The organism is Dactylosporangium sp. NPDC048998 (genome assembly GCF_043197855.1).
GTDB lineage: Bacteria > Actinomycetota > Actinomycetes > Mycobacteriales > Micromonosporaceae > Dactylosporangium.
In genome coordinates this window covers 111077-130998 of the sequence record NZ_JBICTV010000024.1, presented here as the reverse complement: position 1 = coordinate 130998, position 19922 = coordinate 111077, and the positions used below count along the sequence as shown (strand labels likewise).

14 protein-coding genes and 1 pseudogene are annotated in these 19922 nt (G+C 70.9%); 9 read left to right on the top strand and 6 right to left on the bottom strand.

All coding sequences use genetic code 11. The features are described from left to right. Window position 1 precedes the first annotated feature (1 nt). From ACGFI8_RS35915 to ACGFI8_RS35900, 4 genes are all read left to right on the top strand, one after another. Window positions 2-1198 carry an ADP-dependent glucokinase/phosphofructokinase gene (locus tag ACGFI8_RS35915; protein ID WP_392811446.1) on the top strand — a complete coding sequence of 399 codons (1197 nt, stop codon included), beginning with the start codon at window positions 2-4 and terminating at the stop codon, window positions 1196-1198. Beyond that, entirely contained in the window at window positions 1195-2145 is a 951-nt protein-coding gene (locus ACGFI8_RS35910; RefSeq protein WP_392811445.1) for a class I mannose-6-phosphate isomerase, read from the top strand. The genes ACGFI8_RS35915 and ACGFI8_RS35910 overlap by 4 nt, the downstream gene beginning before the upstream one ends. A gap of 79 nt (window positions 2146-2224) precedes the next feature. Continuing rightward, window positions 2225-2941, top strand: a complete 717-nt coding sequence (locus ACGFI8_RS35905; protein ID WP_392811443.1) for a septum formation family protein — start codon at window positions 2225-2227, stop codon at window positions 2939-2941. A 254-nt stretch (window positions 2942-3195) separates the two neighbouring features. Further along, complete coding sequence (locus ACGFI8_RS35900; RefSeq protein WP_392811441.1) at window positions 3196-4041, top strand: cutinase family protein; 846 nt, start codon at window positions 3196-3198, stop codon at window positions 4039-4041. A 22-nt stretch (window positions 4042-4063) separates the two neighbouring features. Here the strand turns inward: ACGFI8_RS35900 and ACGFI8_RS35895 are convergent, their stop codons facing one another. Continuing rightward, the gene (locus ACGFI8_RS35895) at window positions 4064-4894 is read right to left on the bottom strand and encodes a mechanosensitive ion channel domain-containing protein (protein WP_392811440.1); all 831 of its coding nucleotides are present in this window, start codon (window positions 4892-4894) and stop codon (window positions 4064-4066) included. 349 nt (window positions 4895-5243) lie between these two features. On the opposite strand from ACGFI8_RS35895, the gene ACGFI8_RS35890 reads away from it, so the two are divergent. Then, entirely contained in the window at window positions 5244-6296 is a 1053-nt protein-coding gene (locus ACGFI8_RS35890) for a hypothetical protein (RefSeq protein ID WP_392811439.1), read from the top strand. A 40-nt stretch (window positions 6297-6336) separates the two neighbouring features. Here ACGFI8_RS35890 and ACGFI8_RS35885 read toward each other — a convergent pair whose 3' ends face one another. The 5 genes and pseudogenes from ACGFI8_RS35885 to ACGFI8_RS35865 form a co-directional block, all read right to left on the bottom strand. Continuing rightward, the gene (locus ACGFI8_RS35885) at window positions 6337-8043 is read right to left on the bottom strand and encodes a substrate-binding domain-containing protein (protein ID WP_392811437.1); all 1707 of its coding nucleotides are present in this window, start codon (window positions 8041-8043) and stop codon (window positions 6337-6339) included. Window positions 8044-8181: 138 nt separating this feature from the next. Continuing rightward, a complete protein-coding gene (locus tag ACGFI8_RS35880; protein WP_392811435.1) occupies window positions 8182-9684 on the bottom strand; it encodes a sensor histidine kinase in 1503 nt (500 codons plus the stop codon). A 95-nt stretch (window positions 9685-9779) separates the two neighbouring features. Next, entirely contained in the window at window positions 9780-11966 is a 2187-nt protein-coding gene (locus ACGFI8_RS35875) for an MMPL family transporter (protein WP_392811434.1), read from the bottom strand. Between the two features lie 131 nt (window positions 11967-12097). After that, entirely contained in the window at window positions 12098-16102 is a 4005-nt protein-coding gene (locus ACGFI8_RS35870) for a discoidin domain-containing protein (protein ID WP_392811432.1), read from the bottom strand. A 263-nt stretch (window positions 16103-16365) separates the two neighbouring features. Continuing rightward, window positions 16366-16997 (bottom strand): annotated as a pseudogene (locus tag ACGFI8_RS35865) (signal recognition particle-docking protein FtsY); the annotation flags it as partial. 36 nt (window positions 16998-17033) lie between these two features. On the opposite strand from ACGFI8_RS35865, the gene ACGFI8_RS35860 reads away from it, so the two are divergent. From ACGFI8_RS35860 to ACGFI8_RS35845, 4 genes are all read left to right on the top strand, one after another. Then, window positions 17034-17459 (top strand): type II toxin-antitoxin system RelE/ParE family toxin, encoded by a 426-nt coding sequence (locus ACGFI8_RS35860; protein ID WP_392811431.1) that lies wholly within the window; start codon window positions 17034-17036, stop codon window positions 17457-17459. Then, the gene (locus ACGFI8_RS35855; protein WP_392811429.1) at window positions 17456-17893 is read left to right on the top strand and encodes a helix-turn-helix domain-containing protein; all 438 of its coding nucleotides are present in this window, start codon (window positions 17456-17458) and stop codon (window positions 17891-17893) included. The genes ACGFI8_RS35860 and ACGFI8_RS35855 overlap by 4 nt, the downstream gene beginning before the upstream one ends. 126 nt (window positions 17894-18019) lie before the next feature. Continuing rightward, on the top strand, window positions 18020-18436 hold the full coding sequence (locus ACGFI8_RS35850; protein WP_392811427.1) for a hypothetical protein: 417 nt from the start codon (window positions 18020-18022) through the stop codon (window positions 18434-18436). Beyond that, window positions 18433-19821: a hypothetical protein gene (locus ACGFI8_RS35845; RefSeq protein WP_392811426.1), complete on the top strand. Its 1389-nt coding sequence runs from the start codon at window positions 18433-18435 to the stop codon at window positions 19819-19821. Before ACGFI8_RS35850 ends, ACGFI8_RS35845 begins: the two co-directional genes overlap by 4 nt. Window positions 19822-19922: the final 101 nt, after the last annotated feature.

Genomic DNA, 19922 nt, shown 5'->3' with positions numbered 1-19922 from the left:
CATGGCCGACGCGTCCCGTGTACTCCTGGGCCTCGGCGGTTGCGTCGACTACGAGTTGAAGCTGAGCGCCGGCGTCCTGGAACAGCTTGTCGCCGAGTACGGCATCGTCGCCGCGGAACTGACGTCGCCGGCCGCCGTGACCAGCGAGCGGGACCTCGTGGTGTCGATTCTCGGATACGTGGCCCGGGGCGGGGGCGGCGAGCACTTCGTCGCCTCCGCCCCGGCGCTGTCGACCTTCGCGAACCGGTTCCCGCACCGGGAGACCCTGGGCGGCACCTCGGTGCGGGCCGGGATCCTGATGAGCCGGCTCGGCGTGCCATCGACGCTGCACCTGGTCAGCGTCAACGACACCTTCCGCCGGCTGCTGCCCGCTGACAGCGAGTACATCAACAGCGGCACCGGGGACACCTTCTATCCGCACCTGATCGTTCAGTACGACAAGGGCCTGCGGGTCCGGGCGAGCGACATCGACATCACCGCGCCGTTCCCGAACCGCCTGATCTACGTCAACGACCCGGCGAACGGCGCCATGCTGCTCACCGACGATCTCGGTGACCGGCTGGGCCAGGCGGACGTCTTCCTGATCTCCGGATTCAACGCCATGCGCGACGAGGCGGAGCTCGACGAGCGGCTCGCCTCCCTGAAGGAGCACATGCGGCAGCTGCCGGCCGGGGCAGTGACGTACTTCGAGGACGCGGCGTACCACGAGCCCGCCTTCAGCCGCCGGGTCCGGGAGGCGCTGCTCGACGAGATCGACGTGTACGGGCTGAACGAGGACGAGCTGCAGTCGTACCTCGGCCGCCCGGTCGACCTGCTCTCCGCCGAGGACGTCGCGGAGGCGCTCACGGCCGTGCACGCGCTCATCCCGGTGCCGACGCTGGTGCTGCACACGAAGTACTGGGCCCTGGCGTTCGGCCCCGGCGGGTACGCGGGCGCCCTCGACACCGGCACCGTCATGGCCGCCACCCGCTACTGCCACGGCGACGACTTCACCGACGAGGACGTCGAGCGCCTGCGCCGGCTGGCGCGGCGGCCCGAGTCCGTCGCCTTCGCGGCGGCGCTGCGCTCGCGCATGGGCGAGACCGTCGATTGCGTCCCCGGCTTCGCGCTCGACGTCCAGAACCCCACCACCGTAGGGCTCGGCGACACGTTCGTCGGCGGCTTCCTCGCCGAGCTGGCTCTGAAGGGACACCGATGACCGTCGAGGTACTGCCCGCCAACCAGCCCGAGACGTTCTATCGCGGCGCCGGCCGGATCGCCGAGTTTCGCGACGTGCCGGCGCTGCCCGACCGCCCCGAGGACTGGGTGGGCTCGGTGACCAGCCGTTTCGGGCTCGCCCCGTCCGGGCTGTCCACCTTGGCCGACGGCCGCGTGCTGGCCGAGGCGATCGCCGCGGATCCGCGCTGGTGGCTCGGCCCGGACCGCGCCGACGCCGGCGTGCTGGTGAAGCTGCTCGACGCCGGTCAGCGGCTGCCGTTGCACGTGCACCCGGACCGCCGCTTCGCCACCGCGCACCTCGCCTCGCCGTACGGGAAGACCGAGGCCTGGGTGATCGTCTCCGCGCGGCCCGACGCGTACGTCCATCTGGGTTTTGCCCGTGACGTGGAGGCCGCCGAGCTGGTCGGCTGGGTGGACGGGCAGAAGACCGAGGCGATGCTCGCCGCCACCAACAAGATCCCGGTCGCGGCCGGCGACGCGATCCTCTGCCCGGCCGGCCTGCCGCACGCGATCGGCGACGGCATCCTGCTGGTCGAGGTCCAGGAGCCGACCGACTTCTCGGTGCTGCTGGAGTACGAAGGCTTCGGCCTCGCCGACGGTCACCTGGGCCTCGGCTACGACCTGGCCCTGCAGTGCGTCGACCGCGGCGCCTGGACGCCGTCGCGCCTCGACGAACTCCGCGGCACTCGGGCGCGGCTGCTGCCCGAGGCCGCGGACGAGTTCTTCGCCGCCCGCCGCCTGTACGGCGGCGACCGTCTGGAACGTGGCTACAGCGTGCTGGTCGTGGTGGCCGGAGAGGGCAGGCTGATCGGCGAGAACGACGACCTGTCGCTCCGGCGGGGGGATACGCTGCTGGTTCCGTACGCCGCCGGTCCGGTCCGTCTGGACGGCCAGGTCGAGGTGATCCGCTTCTCGGCGTCCGCCTGACTGCCACAGCGCGACTCCTACAACCGCAGAGCTCGAAGTCGCTTGATCGTGACAGGTCGGGCCGCTACCGTCCCGCACCGTGCGGACAAAGATCCTCGTGGCGGTCCTGGTGCTGGCCGTCTGCTGTGCGGGATTCCTGTGGTGGCAGGAGGTGTCCAGCGGCAATACTTTCGGTTGCTACACGGCGCCCGTCATGCCGGACCTGCTGCCCGATTCGGGCGCGGTGCAACCGGTCGACTGTACCCAGCCGCACGAGTTCGAGGTGATCGCCATCCTCACGGCGGCCGGCGCCGAGGAGCGCTGCCGGCAGGAGGCCGAGTCGTTCCTCGGCGGGCCTTGGGAGCAGTCTCGCACCGTCTACGCACTCCTGCGCAACAGCGATCCGATGCGCGGACAGCTGCTCTGCGCGCTCGCGGAGACCTCCAGCACCGACGAGCGCACGGTCGGCAGGGTCGACAGCATGGAGGGCGGCATGCGCGGCGACCGGCCGCTGGCCATCACCTGCCTCGTCAGCGACGAGGACGAGCGATTCCTGTACGGCGACTGCACGCAGAGCCACGCCGCCGAGTTCGTCGGCGTCGTCTCGCCCGGCGGCGACACGGACATCGCCTGCGAAGAGGCCGCCGCCAAGTACGTCGGCCTGCCCGACCTCCAGCAACGCGCCGACCTTCGCGTCAGCTGGGTGTCACGCGAGAACGAGCTGTGCCTCGTCACCGAAGTGCCGGATCCGTCCGGTCGGCACGACACACTCCGCGCCAGCATCAAAGGGCTCGGCACCGGCCCGCTACCCCGATAGCCGACCTTCAAAACGTTCAGTCGGCCTAGTGGCGTAAAGAAATGTTCGGTGACCGGGGCTGCAATCGTTACTGCACACAGAGTGCCGATTCTTTAGTTACGTTCATTTCCGCCTTAAGGTTCCCGTCCCCTGCTTCCTTGACCAGCCCAAACAGCGCGACGCTGTGTGCTGTTAGTGCACGTGATCGTGTTCGTGGAGGAAGCTCAATGACAAGGTCGAAGCGCGTAAGGTCCCGCAGGTTCACGGCGATCGTTGTGTTGACGGGTGCGATGCTCGTCGGCGGGGCGGTGACCGCGTCGTTCGCGTCGGCGTCGACCGGTGGCGGCGGCGGGTCCGGTGCCGGATTCGCCCGTTGGTTCCCCTGGCACAGCGGCCAGTCGGGCCACGCGTCCCAGCCGGCGCCGTGGCCGACCGCCGTCCCGACGTCGTGGCCCACCGGCTGGCCGAGCATCCCGGGTGTAGGCGGCATCGGTACGCCCGCCGGCACTCCCGCGACAACGGCCACGGCCACCGCGCCCCAGAACCACACCGGCAATTGCGCCGACGTGGAGGTGGTGTTCGCGCGGGGCACCGGCGAGCTTCCCGGCCTCGGCGTGCTGGGCACCCCGCTGGTGAGCGCGATCCGCTCCGCGCTGCCCGGCCGCACCGTGAACGCGTACGCCGTGAACTACGCCGCCGACGCATCGCAGGCCAGCGCCGGGCCTGGCGCCACGGACATGAGCCAGCACGTGAGCACCGTCGCGGCGGCGTGCCCGGGCACCAGGTTCGTGATCGGGGGATACTCGCAGGGCGCGACCGTCACCGACATCGCGATCGGCATCCCGATCCCGTTCGGCACCCAGGGCACGGCGATCCCGGCCAACCTCGCCCCGCGGGTGGCGGCCGTGGTCGTGTTCGGCAACCCGCTCGGCATCATGCACCAGACCATCGCGCAGGGCAGCCCGGTCTACGGGCCGAAGACCAAAGAGTTCTGCAACGCCGGTGATGCGATCTGTGGCGGCGGCGCCGGCACCAACGGGATGGCCCACCTGCAGTACATGACCAACGGCTCGGTCCAGCAGGCTGCCCAGTTCGCGGTCGGCAAGCTCAACGGCGCCTGACCCGTCGGCGTACGGCGCGCGCTCAGGCGTCGGTGTGCTTGCCACCGTTGCTGCGGCCGGTTTCGTCGCTGGCGCTGAGGCCGGACTCGGCGCCAGCGATGACGGTGGCAAGGGCGGCGCCGTCCTGGGTCGGCGAGACGGCGTCGAATGGCGCCGGCTCGCCGGTCTCCTCCTCGTCGGCTTCCGGCACTGTGAGTGACGGTCCGACCGCCGAGGCGAGCAACGACGAATTCGGGATGTTCAGCGGTCCTTCGGCGGTTTCCAGCACGGTGTACAGCAGGCCGGCCGAGACGATGACGCCGACGTGCGGGCCGTTGAGCGCGCCGGACATCACCCGGACCCGCTGGCCCGGCACATACGGCCGGGCAAACAGCAGCACCAGACCGGCGAACAGGTTGCTCAGCACCGGCTGGGCGGCCAGACCGAGGATGATGCCGGTGATCGCGCCGCCGACCAGCAGCTGCTTCAGCTGGAGGTCGACCACGTCGCACACCGAAATCGCGGCGATTGAGTACCCGCCGAGCAGCACCACCAGCCGCAGCGGGGTACCGGCGACGTCACCGGCCCGGGCCACCGCGACGCGGTGCACCTCACGCGCGGCAGTCCGACTCGCGGCGACGCCGAAGATGGCGACGAGCAACGCGCAGCCGTACGCGATGAGCCGGATCCGCATCGAGGCGGCGTGCACACCGCCGACCCCGTGGCCGGCGATCAGCGCGGCCAGCGTGATCAGCCCGAATGCCAGGGTCTTGCGGAAATCAGGACGGGCGCGCCGCTCGAACAGGCGCGGCGAGTCGAGCTCACCAGCAGCGGGTGCCGTCTGGCTGTTGCGCCGGGCCGCCGTCCTCCACATCGTGCCGCTCCCTCCGCGAGCCGATTGCCGTCGGCGACGCTACCCGCGCCGCGCCGACGCCTTACTCGGACCAGCGGGAAGGTGTGACGCAGCCGACGGCTCGGAGCCGACGGGAACGTCGCCGGGCAGCCACTCCACGCGACGGTACGGTGACACCACGTCGGTCGCGGTGCGCGGGGTTTTTCATGATCCGTAGATCCCGGTCCGACTCCACCGAACCGGATCGCTCCCCGATCACGCCATAGGGGTGAAAGCGGGGAGGCGACAGTATGGCGGATGCCATCGAGGAGGAGTTCCACCAGTTCGTCCGGTCGCGGCTGCCGGCGCTGCGCCGCGCCGCATACCTGCTGTGCGGCGACTGCTGGACGAAGGAGCCCTGCGGGTCCTCATGCACGCCGACGACCGCGCGCCGAAATCGCGCGTCGACCTGGCTCGGGTGGTCTTCGACGGCCGTCGGCGGCGCGCACGGCGACGGGGCGCCGTGGCCGGGCTGGCCGCCGCCGTCGCCGTGCTCGCGCTGACCGGCGCGACGGCGGTCGCGCTACGCCGAGGGGCGCCGGAGCACCTGCCGGCCGGACCGCCCGGGCCGGCCGTGTCGGCCGGCGCGTCCACCGCGCCCGCGCGGCGCTCGGCGGGCGGGTTCGATCCCGTCCTGCTGCTGCGCATCGCGCCCGGCTGGCTGCCCGACGGCGTGCGCCGGGTCGGCGAGCCGACGACGTGGGCGGCGATGCAGTCGGCCGGCTACGGCGACGACCGCGACGCGTTTCACGCCACCGAGTTCACCATCACGCTGTACGCCCAGGGCTTCATGCCGCGCTGGCTCGACCCGGCCACGGCGGGCGACCCGAATCAGCTCGCGGTCAGCACCGGCGCGGCGCCCGCCCTGGGCGCGGGCGAGGCCCGCTGGTACACCGTCGAGACTCACCGCAAACCGGGCGACCCCCATGCCCGCCCGGACTACAACGGGCTGCTGTGGCAGTGGGCACCCGGGTCGTACGCCACCGTCGAGGGCGAGGCGCCGGGCACCCTGGCGGACAACCGCACGCTGTGGCGGCGGATCGCCGAGCGGCTGGGCACCGCCGGCCGTAGCCCGGTGCCCATTGGCGTGACCCTCACCTCGGTGCCGGCACCGCTGGTCCTCATCGGGGTCGACCGCGTCACGAGCCCGTCGACCGGCGCCGTCACGACGACGCTGATCCTTAGCGACAGGGCGTACGTCCCGCCGCCGGGGCACTCCGGCCCGGGCTACCGCCTCTTGGTGGCGCCCGGTGACCGGGTGCCCGTGCGCCTGGACGGCCCGGGCCCCGGCGGGCCACCCGGCCCGGACCTGGGCCCGGCGCTCGTCGCGGCCGTGACCGTCATTCCCGACCAGAACGACTGGACCATCGACCCGGTCCGCTGACGAGCGATCCGGCGATCCCCGACACGACCCGCGCGGCCGGTCACGGGCTGATGAGTGTGAGCGTCAGCGTGCTGGTGTAGGTGCCGGTCGGCGCGGTGTCGGGGATCCACAGCAGCATGCCGGCCCCGACCCGCTGCGTGCCCAGTCCGCTGCCGGCGGGGGAGCTGGCCAGAGTGCCGCCGGGCCCGGCGAGGCCGCCGCTTGCGGGGACCTGCATCCGGGGTGCGACGACGGGCCCGGCCACCGGCGTGCCCTCGGCGTCGCTGCCCGCCGCGATCAGGGCCGGCGTCCAGCCGAAGTGCTCGCCGGAGATGGTGGTGGAGCCGGCGACGAAATCGGTCGCCTGCCCGGTCAGCGTCCAGCCGGGCTGGCCGGGCCGGGTGTCCGAGACGGCGATGCCGGTGAGGTCGCCGGTGAAGACCCAGGCGTGCCGGTGTCCGGTCGGGTCCGTGGCCTGCGCCGGATGGCCGCCGGGCGCGCCCGGATCCAGCTGCCGCAGGTGTACGGCGGTGCCGCCCGCGACCTGCAGGGTGACCCCTCCCTCGTAGGGCTCCGTCTGGTCGTCCGCGCCGAGCGGCACTCCCGCGGTGTTCGAGCCGCCGGCGGTGCCGCAGGACGCGAGGCCGGTCACGTCGACGGCCGGATCGGCGTCATGGAGCCGGCGCAGCTGGTCGAGGCCGGCCGCGACGAGGTACTGCGACAGTGGAGCGTACCCGAACCGGTCGAGCCCGGCCTGGCCCGTGCAGAGCGCGTACGCGAAGAAGTCGACGAGCGTCTGCCGTTTCGCGGTGCGAATCCGAACGTCCTGCGCGTCGGTGCCGATGGGCAGGATCGCGTACGTGTACGACGACAGCGGGTACGCGCGCGGGTCCGGCGCGGTGTACACCTGGCTCAGGTTCGCCGTGAGGTAGGTCGGCGAGTTGGGGTTGGCGTCGATCACGGCCCGGGAAAGCGCGACCGTGACGCCGTCCGTGGTCGGCGCGGTGAACGCGCCGGCCGCGTTGCGGACCTGGGCGACCGGCCAGGATTGGGCGTGGGCGTACGGGTACTCGTTGTAGCCGATCGCGCCGTTCATGTAGGACGCCTCGACCGCGTTCATCACGCCGTCGGAGCCGGTCACGGGGACCGAGTTCCCCTTGTGCGGGAAGTAGGAGGTCGGCCTGGCAGGGCCTGCGGTGAAGGCGGCCCAGTCGTCCGGGAACTGGTCGGCCAGGTATGCCGTGAGCTGCCAGGTGGCGCCGGAGCCCTCCGCGTGCAGGACGGGAATGATGGTCAGCGACGGCAGCGCCCGCCCGCCGTTGTCGGCCGTGATCGCCGGGTCGTTCCAGTTGGTGATCTGGTTGGTGAAGATCTTGGCGAGGGTGCGGCCGGAGAGGCGGAGATCCCGCACGAGCGTGCCGTCGACGCGGATCTGGTAGGGGAACGCCGTGGCGCTCGCCACCACGGGCAGGTATGCGAACGGCCGGCCCCGGCTGGTGTCGTCCATGCCGGTGAGCGGGTCGGAGCCCTGAAACGGTATGTCGCTGACCGCATAGTCCACCGCGTAGTTGGCGAAGTCCTGCCGTGCCGACGACGAGCCCGTCGGCGTGTAGCTGACTTGCAACCCCTGCCCGCTGACGTCGGCGACGAACTGGTTGATCGCGCTCGCTGCCGCGGAAGACCCGGTGCCCTCGATGCGGGCGTGGCCGACCGCGCCCCATGCCATGCTGTCCGGCCCGACGGCACCGGACGCCAGTACGAGCAACACCGCCACGAGACTCGCCGACCGGCGCATGTGGTCCCCCTCCACTTGAGGAGACGATTGGACCGCGGGCGCGCGTCGAGCCGGTGCCACGATGACGAACAGCCGGCGAACGCCGGACACGTGCCCTTCGCAAGAGACCGGTCAGGGCCGGCCGGCGCCGGCGGCGGGCATCGGCAGGATGATGCGGAACGTGGTGGTCCGGCCGGGGGTGCTGTCGACCTCGGCGGCGCCGGCATGTGCCGCGACGATCGCGGCGACGATCGCCAGGCCGAGCCCGGCGCCGGTTGTCGCGTCGGTTCGGGTACGGGCGGGATCCGCGCGGTAGAACCGTTCGAAGACGCGTTGCGTCTGTTGCGGGCTCAGGCCTTCCCCGGTATCGATCACCTCGACGACAGCCTGGTCCTGCCGGCGGGAGATGCGCACCGTCACCTCGGCTTCGGCGGCGGTGTGGGTGATCGCGTTGGTGACCAGGTTGGCGATGACCTGGCGGAGGCGGTGCTCGTCGCCGATGACGATCAGCGGCGCCGGGGTGGCGACGTCCAGCGCCAGTGGCCGGTCTGGGGCCACCGCGTGGGAGCTGTCGATGACGTCCGCCGCCAGTGCCACCAGGTCAACCGGCTCCGCGGCGAGCGGGCGTTGCTGGTCGAGGCGGGCGAGGAGCAGGAGGTCGTCCACGAGGACGCTCATGCGCCGCGCCTGGTCCTCGATTCGCCTGAGCAGAGACGCGACGTCCTCTTGATTTTGTACGGCGCCGTGCCGGTACAGCTCGGCAGAACCACGGATGACGGTGAGCGGTGTGCGCAGCTCGTGGGACGCGTCGGCGACGAACTGGCGCATCTTCTGCTCCGATCGCACGGCGCGGGCCTCCGACGAGCGGGCGGTCGCCTCGGAGGCCAACTGGGCCGTGAACGCATGCTCGATCCGCGCGATCATCACGTTGAATGCGTGGCCGAGCCGTCCGACCTCGGTGCGCGGATCCTGCTCGGGCGCTCGTTGCGACAGGTCTCCGGCCGCGATCGCCGTCGCGGTCCGCTCGATGTGTGCGAGCGGTCGCAGGCTGCTCCGGACGAGCCAGATGCCCACACCGGCCACCATCGCCACGATGCTCAGCCCGACGAGCAGCACGAGCCAGATGAGCCGGCCGACCGTGCGGTCCACATCGGACAGATTTGCCGCGATGACGACGTGCTGCCCGTCCGGCGCGGCGACGACGAGGACCCTCCATCTGGTCGATCCGGTGCGGGCACGGAGCGTGAACGGCCCGATCTCGGAGAGACCGGCGCCGGTCAGTTCGGGCGCGTCGGCGGGCAGCGGGGCCGGCCGGGAGTCCACGAGGCTTCCGTTCGCCGCCAAGGATTCGAAGATGTACGGATCGGGGATCTGCACGCCCTGCTCGTGATCCTGGGGCACGTGGAAGACCAATTCGGTGTGGCCGGCCGAGATCTGTCCGCGTGCCTGTTCTCCGAGATCGGCGAGCTGATCGTCGACGCGGCTGGTCAGCTCCTCGCGCAGCACCGTCACGGTGGCCGCGCCCATGAGCGACACCGCGCCCGTGACCAGCCCGAGGACCGCCACGACGAGTTTGACGCTCAGCGGCGTACGGCCGAGCAGCGCACCCAGGCGTCGCTCGCGGCTCAATCCCATTCAATAAGGTGAAATTGCCAACCTTAAGTGCCGCTGGGAATGATCTGCAGAGTTCCCGTGACCGAGGAAGACGCGGCCGGCGCCACAAGCTGATCTCAGCGGCCCTGCCCCAGCCGGTGCAGATCTCGCCCCTGCCGAGCCCCGGCACCACCGGGCGGTCGGTGCCGGGACGACCGCCGGGCGGACAGGCTCGGCGACCACCAGTTCAGGTCGCCGAGCAGGGTCATCACCGACGGGAGCAGCAGGCCGCGTACGACGGTCACGTCGAGGACGACCGCGATGGCCATGCCGACCCCGATCTCCTTCACCGCGACGAGCCCACCCGCGGCGAAGCCGAGAAAGACGATCGTGATGCACACCGCCGCGGCCGTGACCACCGGTCCGGACCGGGCGATGCCGGTCAGGACCGCCCGGTCGTTGTCCGGCCGGCGAAGGTACTCCTCCCGGATCCGTGAGAGCAGGAAGACCTCGTAGTCCATCGACAGGCCGAAGATGAAGACGAACAGCAGCAGCGGCGTGGTGAGGTCGATCGCTCCCCACGAGTCGAACCGCAGCACCGGCTCGCCCCAGCCCCACTGGAAGATCGCCACCAGCGAACCCAGCGTGGCCAGGAAGGTGAGCGCGTTGAACAGCATCGCCTTGATCGGCACCACGACCGACTGGGTCAACGCGTACAGCAGCAGCAACATGGCCACCACTACGACGCCGACCGCGTAGGGCAGGCGACCCAGGACCGAGTCCTGGTAGTCCACCACCTTCGCCGCCTCGCCCGCGACCAGGACATTGAACGCCGGCCGGTCGGCGCGAATCGCCCGGACCAGCGCCCGCGACTGCTCGCCGGCGGTGGCGCCCGACGGGGTGAGATCGATGATGAGTGCGCCGGGGGCCACCTCGTCGCGCACGGTGAGCCGTACGACGCCCGGCATTTTGAGGAGGTCGTTGAGGTAGTCCCGGGCGGCCGCGCTGGCCGGATCCACCGTCGCGACCACGGTCACGGGCTCCGGCTCGCCCTTGGTGAACAGCGTCTTGCGCGCGTCGAAGGCCTGTCGCTCCTCCAGCGAGGAGGGGAGGGACCGGGCGTCGGAGTTGCCGAAGTTGGCGCCCAGCAACGGTGCCGCGAGGACGAGCAGCACCACCGTCACCAGCAGCGCCACGAGGGCCGGCCGCCGCTGCGACACGGTCGCCAGCCGGACCAGCAGTGACGCACGCTCCCGCCGGCCGGACCGGTTGCCGATCCGCAGCCGCGCGAGCGCCCGGGCCACCCAGGTCTGTGCACCCGCGGCGGGGATGAACCGGCCCGCGATGGCGATGAGCGCGGGTACCAGCGTCAGGGCCAGGACGGTGACCAGCAGCACCACGACCAGGCCACCCACCGCCATCGAGGCCAGCAACGGCTCGGCGAAGGCCGCGAGACCGGCCAGCGCCACGGTCACCGCGAGACCGGAGATGGCCACGGCATGTCCGGCGTGCCGCATGGCGATCGCGATCGCCGTGTGCCGGTCGGCGCCCTTGGCCAGCTCCTCCCGGTAGCGCGCGACGATCAGCAGCGCGTAGTCGACGGCCAGGCCGAGCCCGAGCAGGGTGACGATGTTGAGCGAGAACTCGCCCACCGGGCCGAGGAGGCTGAGGGCCAGCAGTACCAGAAACGTGACGCTCACCCCGACGATCGCCGCGGCCAGGGGCAGGCTCGCCGCCACGATCCCGCCGAAGATCACGATCAGGGCCAGCACGAGCAGCCCGAACGAGATCGATTCCCCCACGGCGAGATCACGTACGGCCTGTTCGCCGAAGGCCCGTTCGGCGAGATGGTTCCCGCCCACGAGCACCGACGGCGCATGGATCCGGTGCAGCCGGTTCCGGACGCGATTCTCGAGGCCCTCGAGGTCCGCCGGGGCGAGCCCTTCGGCCAGCTTGACCACCACGATCGTGCTGCGGTTGTCCGACCCGGTCGGAGCGGCCCGCATGGTGAACGGATCGTAGACCTCGACCACGCCCGGCAGGCGGCGCAGCTCGATCGCGGCCTCGCTCACCGAGCGCACGAGATCCGGGTCGGTCAGCTCGACGTCCCGGATCACCGCGAAGATCACGGGTCCGTCCTCGGAGTACTGCATGATCAGTTGCTCGGCCCTGGCCGCCTCGGCATTGCGGCTCAGCGCGTCCACCGGCTGCAGCCGGTCGAACAGTTTGCCGCCGGCGGCCACACCGACGACCAGGGCCGCCACCCAGAGTGCCACGACGAACCATCGGCGCTGGGCGACGAACCGCCCCAGGGATTCGAACACGACGCCTCCGCGGAGATCCGGCCAGGGAGTGGGCATGCAAGCACAGCCGAGAGCCGGGAGTCAAAGCCGGACTCGGCCTGGCGGCAACGGCGACGGATGCCCGGCTTCGCGGACATCCGTCGCCGCGACCATCAGGACGCGGGCGCGAGCACCTCGAGCTGGAAGATGCGGGCCGCGAGGTTGCCGCTGTTGCTCGGGGTGATGATCTTCAACCGGACGTACCGGGCCGTGTTCGACACCATGCTCGTCGTGACGTTCGCCGTGTTGTCGCGAACGCTCGCCGCCGTGGTCCAATTCGTCCCGTCCTGGCTGACCAGGATGTCGTAGTCCTTGGTGTTCCAGCCGGCCGACTGGCCGCCGGCGCCCGCGTGCCGGACCACCACGGAGTTCAGGGCGTACGACTTGCCGAGGTCCACCTGCAGCCACTTGTCGGTGACCTGCGGCGAGCCGCACCACCAGTCGGTGGTCCCACCCGTCCAGCTCCCGTTGACCGCCTTGTCCGGCGTCTCCGACAGGCTGCAGGACTGGGTCCCGGTCGCCGGCTTGCCCCGTGCCACGTTGGTCAACTGCGGCGGCGGAGCCCCCGGCCCCATCACCTCGAGTTCGAAGATGCGGGCCGCGAGGTTGCCGCTGTTGCTCGGGGTGATGATCTTCAGCTTGACGTACCGGGCCGTGCCGGTCACGTCGCTCGTGGTCACGTCGGCGGAGTTACGCCACACGCTCGCCCCGGTGCGCCAGGTCGAGCCGTCGTCGGACAGCAGGATGTCGTAGTCCTTGGTGTTCCAGCCGGACGACTGGCCGCCGGCGCCCGCGTGCCGGACCACCACGGAGTCCAGGGTGTACGACTTGCCGAGGTCCACCTGCAGCCACTTGTCGGTGACCGACGGCGAGCCGCACCACCAGTCGGTGATGCCGTTCGTCCAGCTCCCGTTGACCGCCTTGTCCGGGCCCTCCGAAAGGCTGCAGGACTGGGTACCGGTGGCCGGCTTGTTGAGCGCCAGGTTCACCAGGTCCGGCTCGGGACCCGAGCCCATCACCTCGAGCTCGAAGATGCGTGCGGCGAGGTTGCCGCTGTTGCTCGGGGTGATGATCTTCAGCTTCACGTACCGCGCGGTCCCGGTCACCGGGCTGGTGGTGACGTTCGCGGTGTTGTCGCGGACGCTCGCCCCGGTGCGCCAGGTCGAGCCGTCGTCGGACAGCAGGATGTCGTAGTCCTTGGTGTTCCAGCCGGTCGACTGACCACCCGCACCCGCGTGCCGGACCAGCACGGAGTTCATCTTGTACTTGGCGCCCAGGTCCACCTGCAGCCACTTGTCGGTGACCTGCGGCGAGCCGCACCACCAGTCGGTGATGCCGTTCGTCCAGCTCCCGTTGACCGCCTTGTCCGGGGTCTCCGACAGGCTGCACGACTGGGTGCCGGTGGCCGGTCTGTTGAGCGCCAGGTTGGTCAGGTCGGGCTGGGTGGAGCCGGCGGAGCCCAACACCTCGAGCTCGAAGATGCGTGCGGCGAGGTTGCCGCTGTTGCTCGGGGTGATGATCCTCAGCTTGACGTACCGGGCCGTGCCGGACACGTCGCTCGTGGTCACGTCGGCGGTGTTACCGCGGACGGTCGCCCCGGTGCGCCAGGTCGAGCCGTCGCTGGACAGCAGGATGTCGTAGTCCTTGGTGTTCCAGCCGGTCGACTGACCGCCGGCGCCCGAGTGCCGGACCACGATCGAGTTCACGGTGTACGACTTGCCGAGGTCCACCTGCAGCCACTTGTCGGTGACCGACGGCGAGCCGCACCACCAGTCGGTGATGCCGGCGGACCAGCTCCCGTTGACCGCCTTGTCCGGGGTCTCCGAAAGGCTGCACGACTGGGTGCCGGTCGCCACCTTGTTGAGGGCGAGGTTGGTCACCGGGGTCGAGCTGTAGGTCGCGGTCAGCGTGCTCGGCGCGGCCGGCGCGGTGATCACGTGGGTCTGGGCCCCGCTGTCCGACCACTTCGCGAAGTTGTACTGGTTGGGCGAGATGATCTGCGGCGTCGGTGCGCTCACCGTCGTCGTCGAGCCCTGGATGAGGCGCAGCGTGAACGGTGTGGACTGGTTTTCCGTGCCGACGGTCAGATTGAGCCCGGGCGGGCTGGTCACGAATGTCATGTCCACGGTCTTCGGATCCAGCCGCCGTACCGTCGTGTGCGAGAGGCCCTTCGAGTCGGTGGCGGTGAGGGCCAGTTCGACGTACGAGGGGTATTCGTGGTCCGGGGCGATGAACGATCCGCTCGCGCCGACGAAATCCGCGAGGACGTGCTGGTGACAGTTGTTCAGCGTGGCACAGTGCTGCAGGCGGACCTGCCAGCTCAGCTTCGAGGCCGGGATGTCCCCGTCCTGAGCGTCCGTCGCGTGGCCGGAGAAATTGATGGTGTCCCCGGTCGCCCAGGTGGTCCCCTCGGCCGGGCTGTCGATGGTGGCGACCGGTGCGCCGACGCCGGCGAGAATGGTGATCGTTTTGTCGTTGGTGGCGCCGACCGTGTCGGTCACCCGCAATCGGGCGGTATAGACGCCCGGGGTTGTGTAGGTGAACGACACCTTGTCGCCCGTGGCGTCGATCGTCCCGTCGTTGGTGAAGTCCCAGCCGTAGGTGAGCCGGCCGGCGTCCGCCGGGTCGGGGTCCGTCGAGCCGCTTCCGTCGAAGTTCACGGTGAGGGGGAGCTGGCCGCTGGTCGGTGAGGCGGTGATGGCCGCGATCGGGGGCACGTTGCCGTCGTAGTACCGCAGCCGCCTGATGGTCCCGCCGTTGAGGTCCACGTAGTACAGCTCGCCGCCGGGCCCGATCTGCAGGTCGACCGGGCCGGCCGCGTTCGTCACGAACGTCTCGACGTTGGCGGGGTTCGGCAGCGCGCCGGCGCTGGGGGCCTTCATCGCCCAAATGCAGTTGCGCGAGTAGTCGGCGAAGAACAGGGCGCCACGGTACGCCGCGGGGTACGGACCCGAGTTCGGGTAGAAGGCCACGCCGGTCGCCGACGAGCCGCCGGTGCCGCATCCGTCGCCGGGCACCACATCTTTGCCGTGCCGCCAGGAGTAGTACGGCGCAGCCGTTTGCGTGCCGCCGTACAGCGACGTACACAGCGGGAGCCCGGCGCCTTCGAACGCCGGCTGCCGTTCCGGGCCCTCGAAGCATGGCCAGCCGAAGTTGGTCATGGGGGCCGTCGGCGAGACGACCCGGTTGATCTCCTCCCACCTGGACCATCCCACGTCCGCGACCCAGACCTCGTTGGTGCCGGGCCGGATCGTCATGCGGAACGGGTTGCGGAGGCCGTAGGCCACGATGCGCCGGGTGTTCAGATCCGGGTCTTTGGCGTTCGCGTTGCTGGGCATGGCCGCGCCGGTGTTCGGGTCCAGCCGCAGCAGTGCCCCGCTGAGCCCGGTCGGGTCGCCGCTGGTGCGCACGTCCTGCGCTCGCAGGGCCCCGCCCTCGTTGACCGGGTCACCGCACGGGTTGGGCGGGGTGCCGAACTGCCCGTAGTCGGCCGCGCTGAAGTTGGCGCCTTCACCGCCGGTCACGTACAGCGCACCGTCCGGGCCGAACGCAAGGTCACCGACCGAGTGGCTCGTGTACTGCTGGCACCAGTCCGAGATCAGCACCTGCTCGGTGCCGGTCATGGTGTCGCCGTTGGCCCGCAGCCGGGACAGCCGCCCGCTGATCACACATGCGGCGAGGTTCGCGAGCTCGCCACAGTTGTCGTTGTAGACCGGTGCCGTGCCGCCGAGCGGGGCGTCGTAGCTGTAGAGCACGTACACCCAGGGGTTCGCTGGGAAGTCCGGCGGCAGGGCCAGCCCGAGCAGGCCACGGTCGCTCGAGTTGTGCACGTTCACGGTCAGGTCGGCGAAGACGGTCGGGTTGGTGTCCGCAAGGTTTTGGAAAACCTTGATCACACCGCGCTTCTCGGCGACGAAGATCCGCCCGTCGGGAGAGAATCTGACGGCCGTCGGCCGGTTCAGGCCGGCCAGCACGATCTGCTCCTGGAATCCGCGTGGTACGGCGGCCGAACTCGCCGCCGGGAGGCCGGCGACAGCCGTGACGACGGCGATCGCGGCCACTGACGCGACGACGACGATCGCCATCAGGCTCGACAGCAGCCGTTGACGTACGGTCATGGATACCTCCGCGTCGGGCATTTCGAGCGGATCACGGCATTTGTGACGCGGCACAAACCGGGGGTGGCGCGCGAATTTGAACATCATGATCGGCTCGGGGGCAGCGCCATGGTAACAGCGGAGTTGGATCGGCGGTTGCCCCGATGCCCGCCGGAGTTCGACCCGCGCTTTCACCATTTGCCCGAAATGGCGGCCGATTGATTCGGGCCGTTGATAGCAAGAACACGGCGCGTGTTCTTGAGTGAATTTGGAAAACGTCCAAGTTAAGCGCCGGTGCCGAGGAGTGCGTCGACGAACTGCCGGGCGTCGAACGGTGCGAGGTCGTCCGGTCCGTCGCCCAGCCCGACCAGCTTCACCGGGATGCCGAGCTGGCGCTGGACCGCGATGACGATTCCGGCCTTCGCGGTGCTGTCGAGCTTGGTCAGTACGACCCCGGTGACGTCCGCCGCTTCGGTGAAGACCCGGGCCTGCTCCAGCCCGCGCTGACCGGTGGTGCGTCGACGACGAGCAGCGTCTCGCTCACCGACCCGTGCCGCTCCACGACCCGCCTGACCTTGCCCAGCTCGTTCGTCAGGCCGGCCTTGTCCAGCGGCCGGCCCGCGGTGTCGATGACGACCGTGTCCACGCCCCGGCCGGCGGCGACGCCGCGGAAGGTGTCGGCCGTGCCCAGCACGACGGTGTGCCCGTCGGCCACCAGCAGCCGGGCGATCTTGCCGCTGGTGGTGGTCTTGCCGGACCCGCTGACGCCGACCAAAGTCTCCTCGATCTCGTCCCACGTGTCGTCGTCGAGCTTGTTGCGCGACAGCAGGGCGAGCAGACCCTTGCCGAAGACGTTCTGCGACCGGGAGAGGCGCGCGCGCCGCCGCAGCCGCCCCGCCGCCGCCACGGTCGCCTCCTTGTTCGCCCGCAGCTATAACACTATTGTTATGGCATGGCGTCGGGGGACTGGGTCGTTGAGTTCCATCCCGAGTGCGAGAAGTGGGCCGACGGCCTGGATCAGGCGGACGCCGAGGCGCTGCTCGCGGCGATCAGGGTGCTCCGGGACCAGGGGCCAGCCCTGGGGCGGCCGCTGGTGGACGTGATCGATGGCAGTCGGCACGCCAACATGAAGGAGTTGCGGCCCGGGTCCACCGGCCGCACCGAGGTGCGCGTGTTGTTCGCTTTCGACGTGCGGCGGCAGGCCATCCTGCTCCTGGGCGGGGACAAGAACGGCAACTGGTCGGGCTGGTATGAGATGAACATCCCGATCGCCGATCAGCGGTTCAGTGAGCACCAGGCGGAGCTGGCCGTGCAACGTAAGCAGCCGACGGGCCGGGGCGGCCGTCTGCCGGCGGCGAGGAGGAGGGGTCGACGATGAGCCTGAAGGATTGGGAGGCCCGGGTCCTGGCGGCCGAGGGCGCGGCGGAACGCGTGTCCGAGGTGGAGGAGGAGTTGCGCCTGGCCGCCGGGCTGACGGCGCTGCGTGAGCGGGCGGGGCTGAGTCAGGCCGAGGTCGCCGCACGCATCGGGGTGTCCCAGCCGCGCGTCGCCGCTATCGAACGTTCGTCGAACATCACGCTCGACCTGCTCGAGCGGTATGTCGGCGCGCTGCTGCCCGGAGGCGGTCTGGAGATCTTCGCGGTGCAGGGCCGCCGCCGTTTCCCGCTGCTCGCCCCGCCTGCCACCGGGACGGCGCGAGCGGGGGGCGGCGTCCGCAAGGCCGCGACCGCGGCCCGCCGGTCTGCGGCGACGACCCGGAAGGCGGCCGCGGCCGCAAGGGTGACCGCCGCGGCGAGGAAGAAGGCCACGTGACGGGCTGAACCCGGGCGGCCACGGGGTGATCTATGCCCGTGAAGCTACGCCGCCGCGGCGGACCGCGAAAGTCTAGGGCGATCGCGGGTTGCCCTGGTGGCGGCGGTACGCGGGGGAGGAATGAGCGTGTTGCGACGATTACTGCCCAGGCCGGACAGGGGCGAAGGGGCATTTCGCTTCGGGCTTCGGCTGCTGGTCGTGGCGTTGTGCGCGGCGGCGTTGCTGCAGGCCATGCGGCCGGCGGCGTTCTCGACCCGCGCCGGCGTCGAAACGGTGCGCAACACCAGCCCGAACGATGGGTCGCGGCTGTTCCGGGAGCAGTTGGAGTACGTCAGCGCCGAGATGGAACGGCAGGTGCCGGCGGGCACGCGGGTGGTGGTCGTCGACGACAACCCTGAGTGGGACATGCGCCTGGTCGAGTTCGCCACGTTGCACGGCATCGTGGTGGTGTCCGGGCAGGGTGACCTGGAGGTGCGGCGGAAGTTCGACCGGGCCGCGCCCCACGGCGTCCGGCTGGTGATCCGGAAGCCGGTGGCCGGATGACCAGCCTGCTCGGTGTCGTGCTGTTGATGGTCGTCGGGCTGCCGCTCGGCTTCGCGCTGACCCGGGCGCTGCCGCTGGCGCTGGTGCTCGCGCCGCTCGCGGGCGCGATGGTCACGGCCGTCGCGGTGATCCCGATGTTGATCTTCGGTGGGCCGCTGCTGGTGTGGGTGGCGGCGGTGTTGGTGCTGACCGGGTTTCTGGCGTGGCGGCTGCGCGACCGGCCGCGGGCGCCGCACGGCTCGTGGCGCGACGCGCTGCTGCTGACCGTGCCGCTGACGCCGCCCTTCCTGCCGATCTTCCAGCAGCCCACGTCGTGGGACGCGCACTTCATCTGGTGGCTGCACGCGGGCTACTTCGCCGAGGGCGGCGGGTTTGCCCGGGACGCGATCGGCAGCCAGGCCCTGGCGTTCAGCCACCAGGACTACCCGCCCCTGGCGTCCTCGGCGGTGGCGCTGGTCTGGCAGACCTTCGGTACGCGCGACTTCTACCCGGCCGGGATCGTCACCGGGGTCGTGACCTTTGCCGCGACCGCCGCGGTGGTCTACGCCGTCCGGCTGGTCACCGCGTCCGGGCCGGCGCTGGTGTCGTGGCCGGCAGCGATCGCGGTCGGCTACTCGGCCTTCAGCCCGCTGTGGTTGGTACCGACCGCCGGGTTCAGCGACGCGATGTGCGCGACCGCCTTCGCCGCCGGCACGGTGCTGCTGCTGTTCGGCAGGGAGCCGTTCGATCGCCGGATCCTGCCGCTGACGATGCTGCCGCTGTGCTCCGCCGCGCTGATGAAGAACGAGGGGCTGAGCATGGTGGTCGCGCTCGCGGTGGTGGGCAGCGTGAAGTACCGCCGGAGTCTCCGCCAGGTCGGGTGGACCTGGCTGCCGGTGGCGGCCGCCGGGGTCTGGTCGGTCACCGCCCGGGTCCTCGGCGCGCGGACGGACGTGCTGGCGGGCGGCCGGTTCGGCGAACTGCTGCACGGCGATCCGGACACCGTGGGGCGATTCCCGGTGATCTTGTCGACGATGGCCGGCCGGGTCGACCGGGTCGTGGGGTTCGCCGCCGCGGCCGCCGTGCTCGGGATGCTGGTCCTGCGCCGCCGCCGGCGGGAGTTCGGGCTGGCCGGCGACCTGTGGCTGTGGGCGGTCGCCGCGCTGTACTGGGCCGCCCTGACGCTGATCTACATGGTGACGCCGATGCCGCTGCGGTGGCACCTGAGCACCTCGGTCGACCGGGTCCTGATCTCGATCGTGGTCCTGGCCTGCGCGAGCGCCGCCTGCTGGGCGGTGGTGGCCTGGCACCGGCCCGCCGTCGCGGACGGTCCGCCCGCCGGCAACCCGGCGATCGCCGGCGCCGGCGGTCAGGAAGGCGCAGCGGTCACCACGGCGACGGTTTGAACGGGATCTGCCCGGTGAGCATGCAGACGGAGGCCGCGGTCCGGGGGTCGCCGCATCGCTGTCGCAGTGCCGTGCCGGTAGCGTGTCGGCCGTCGCCGGGT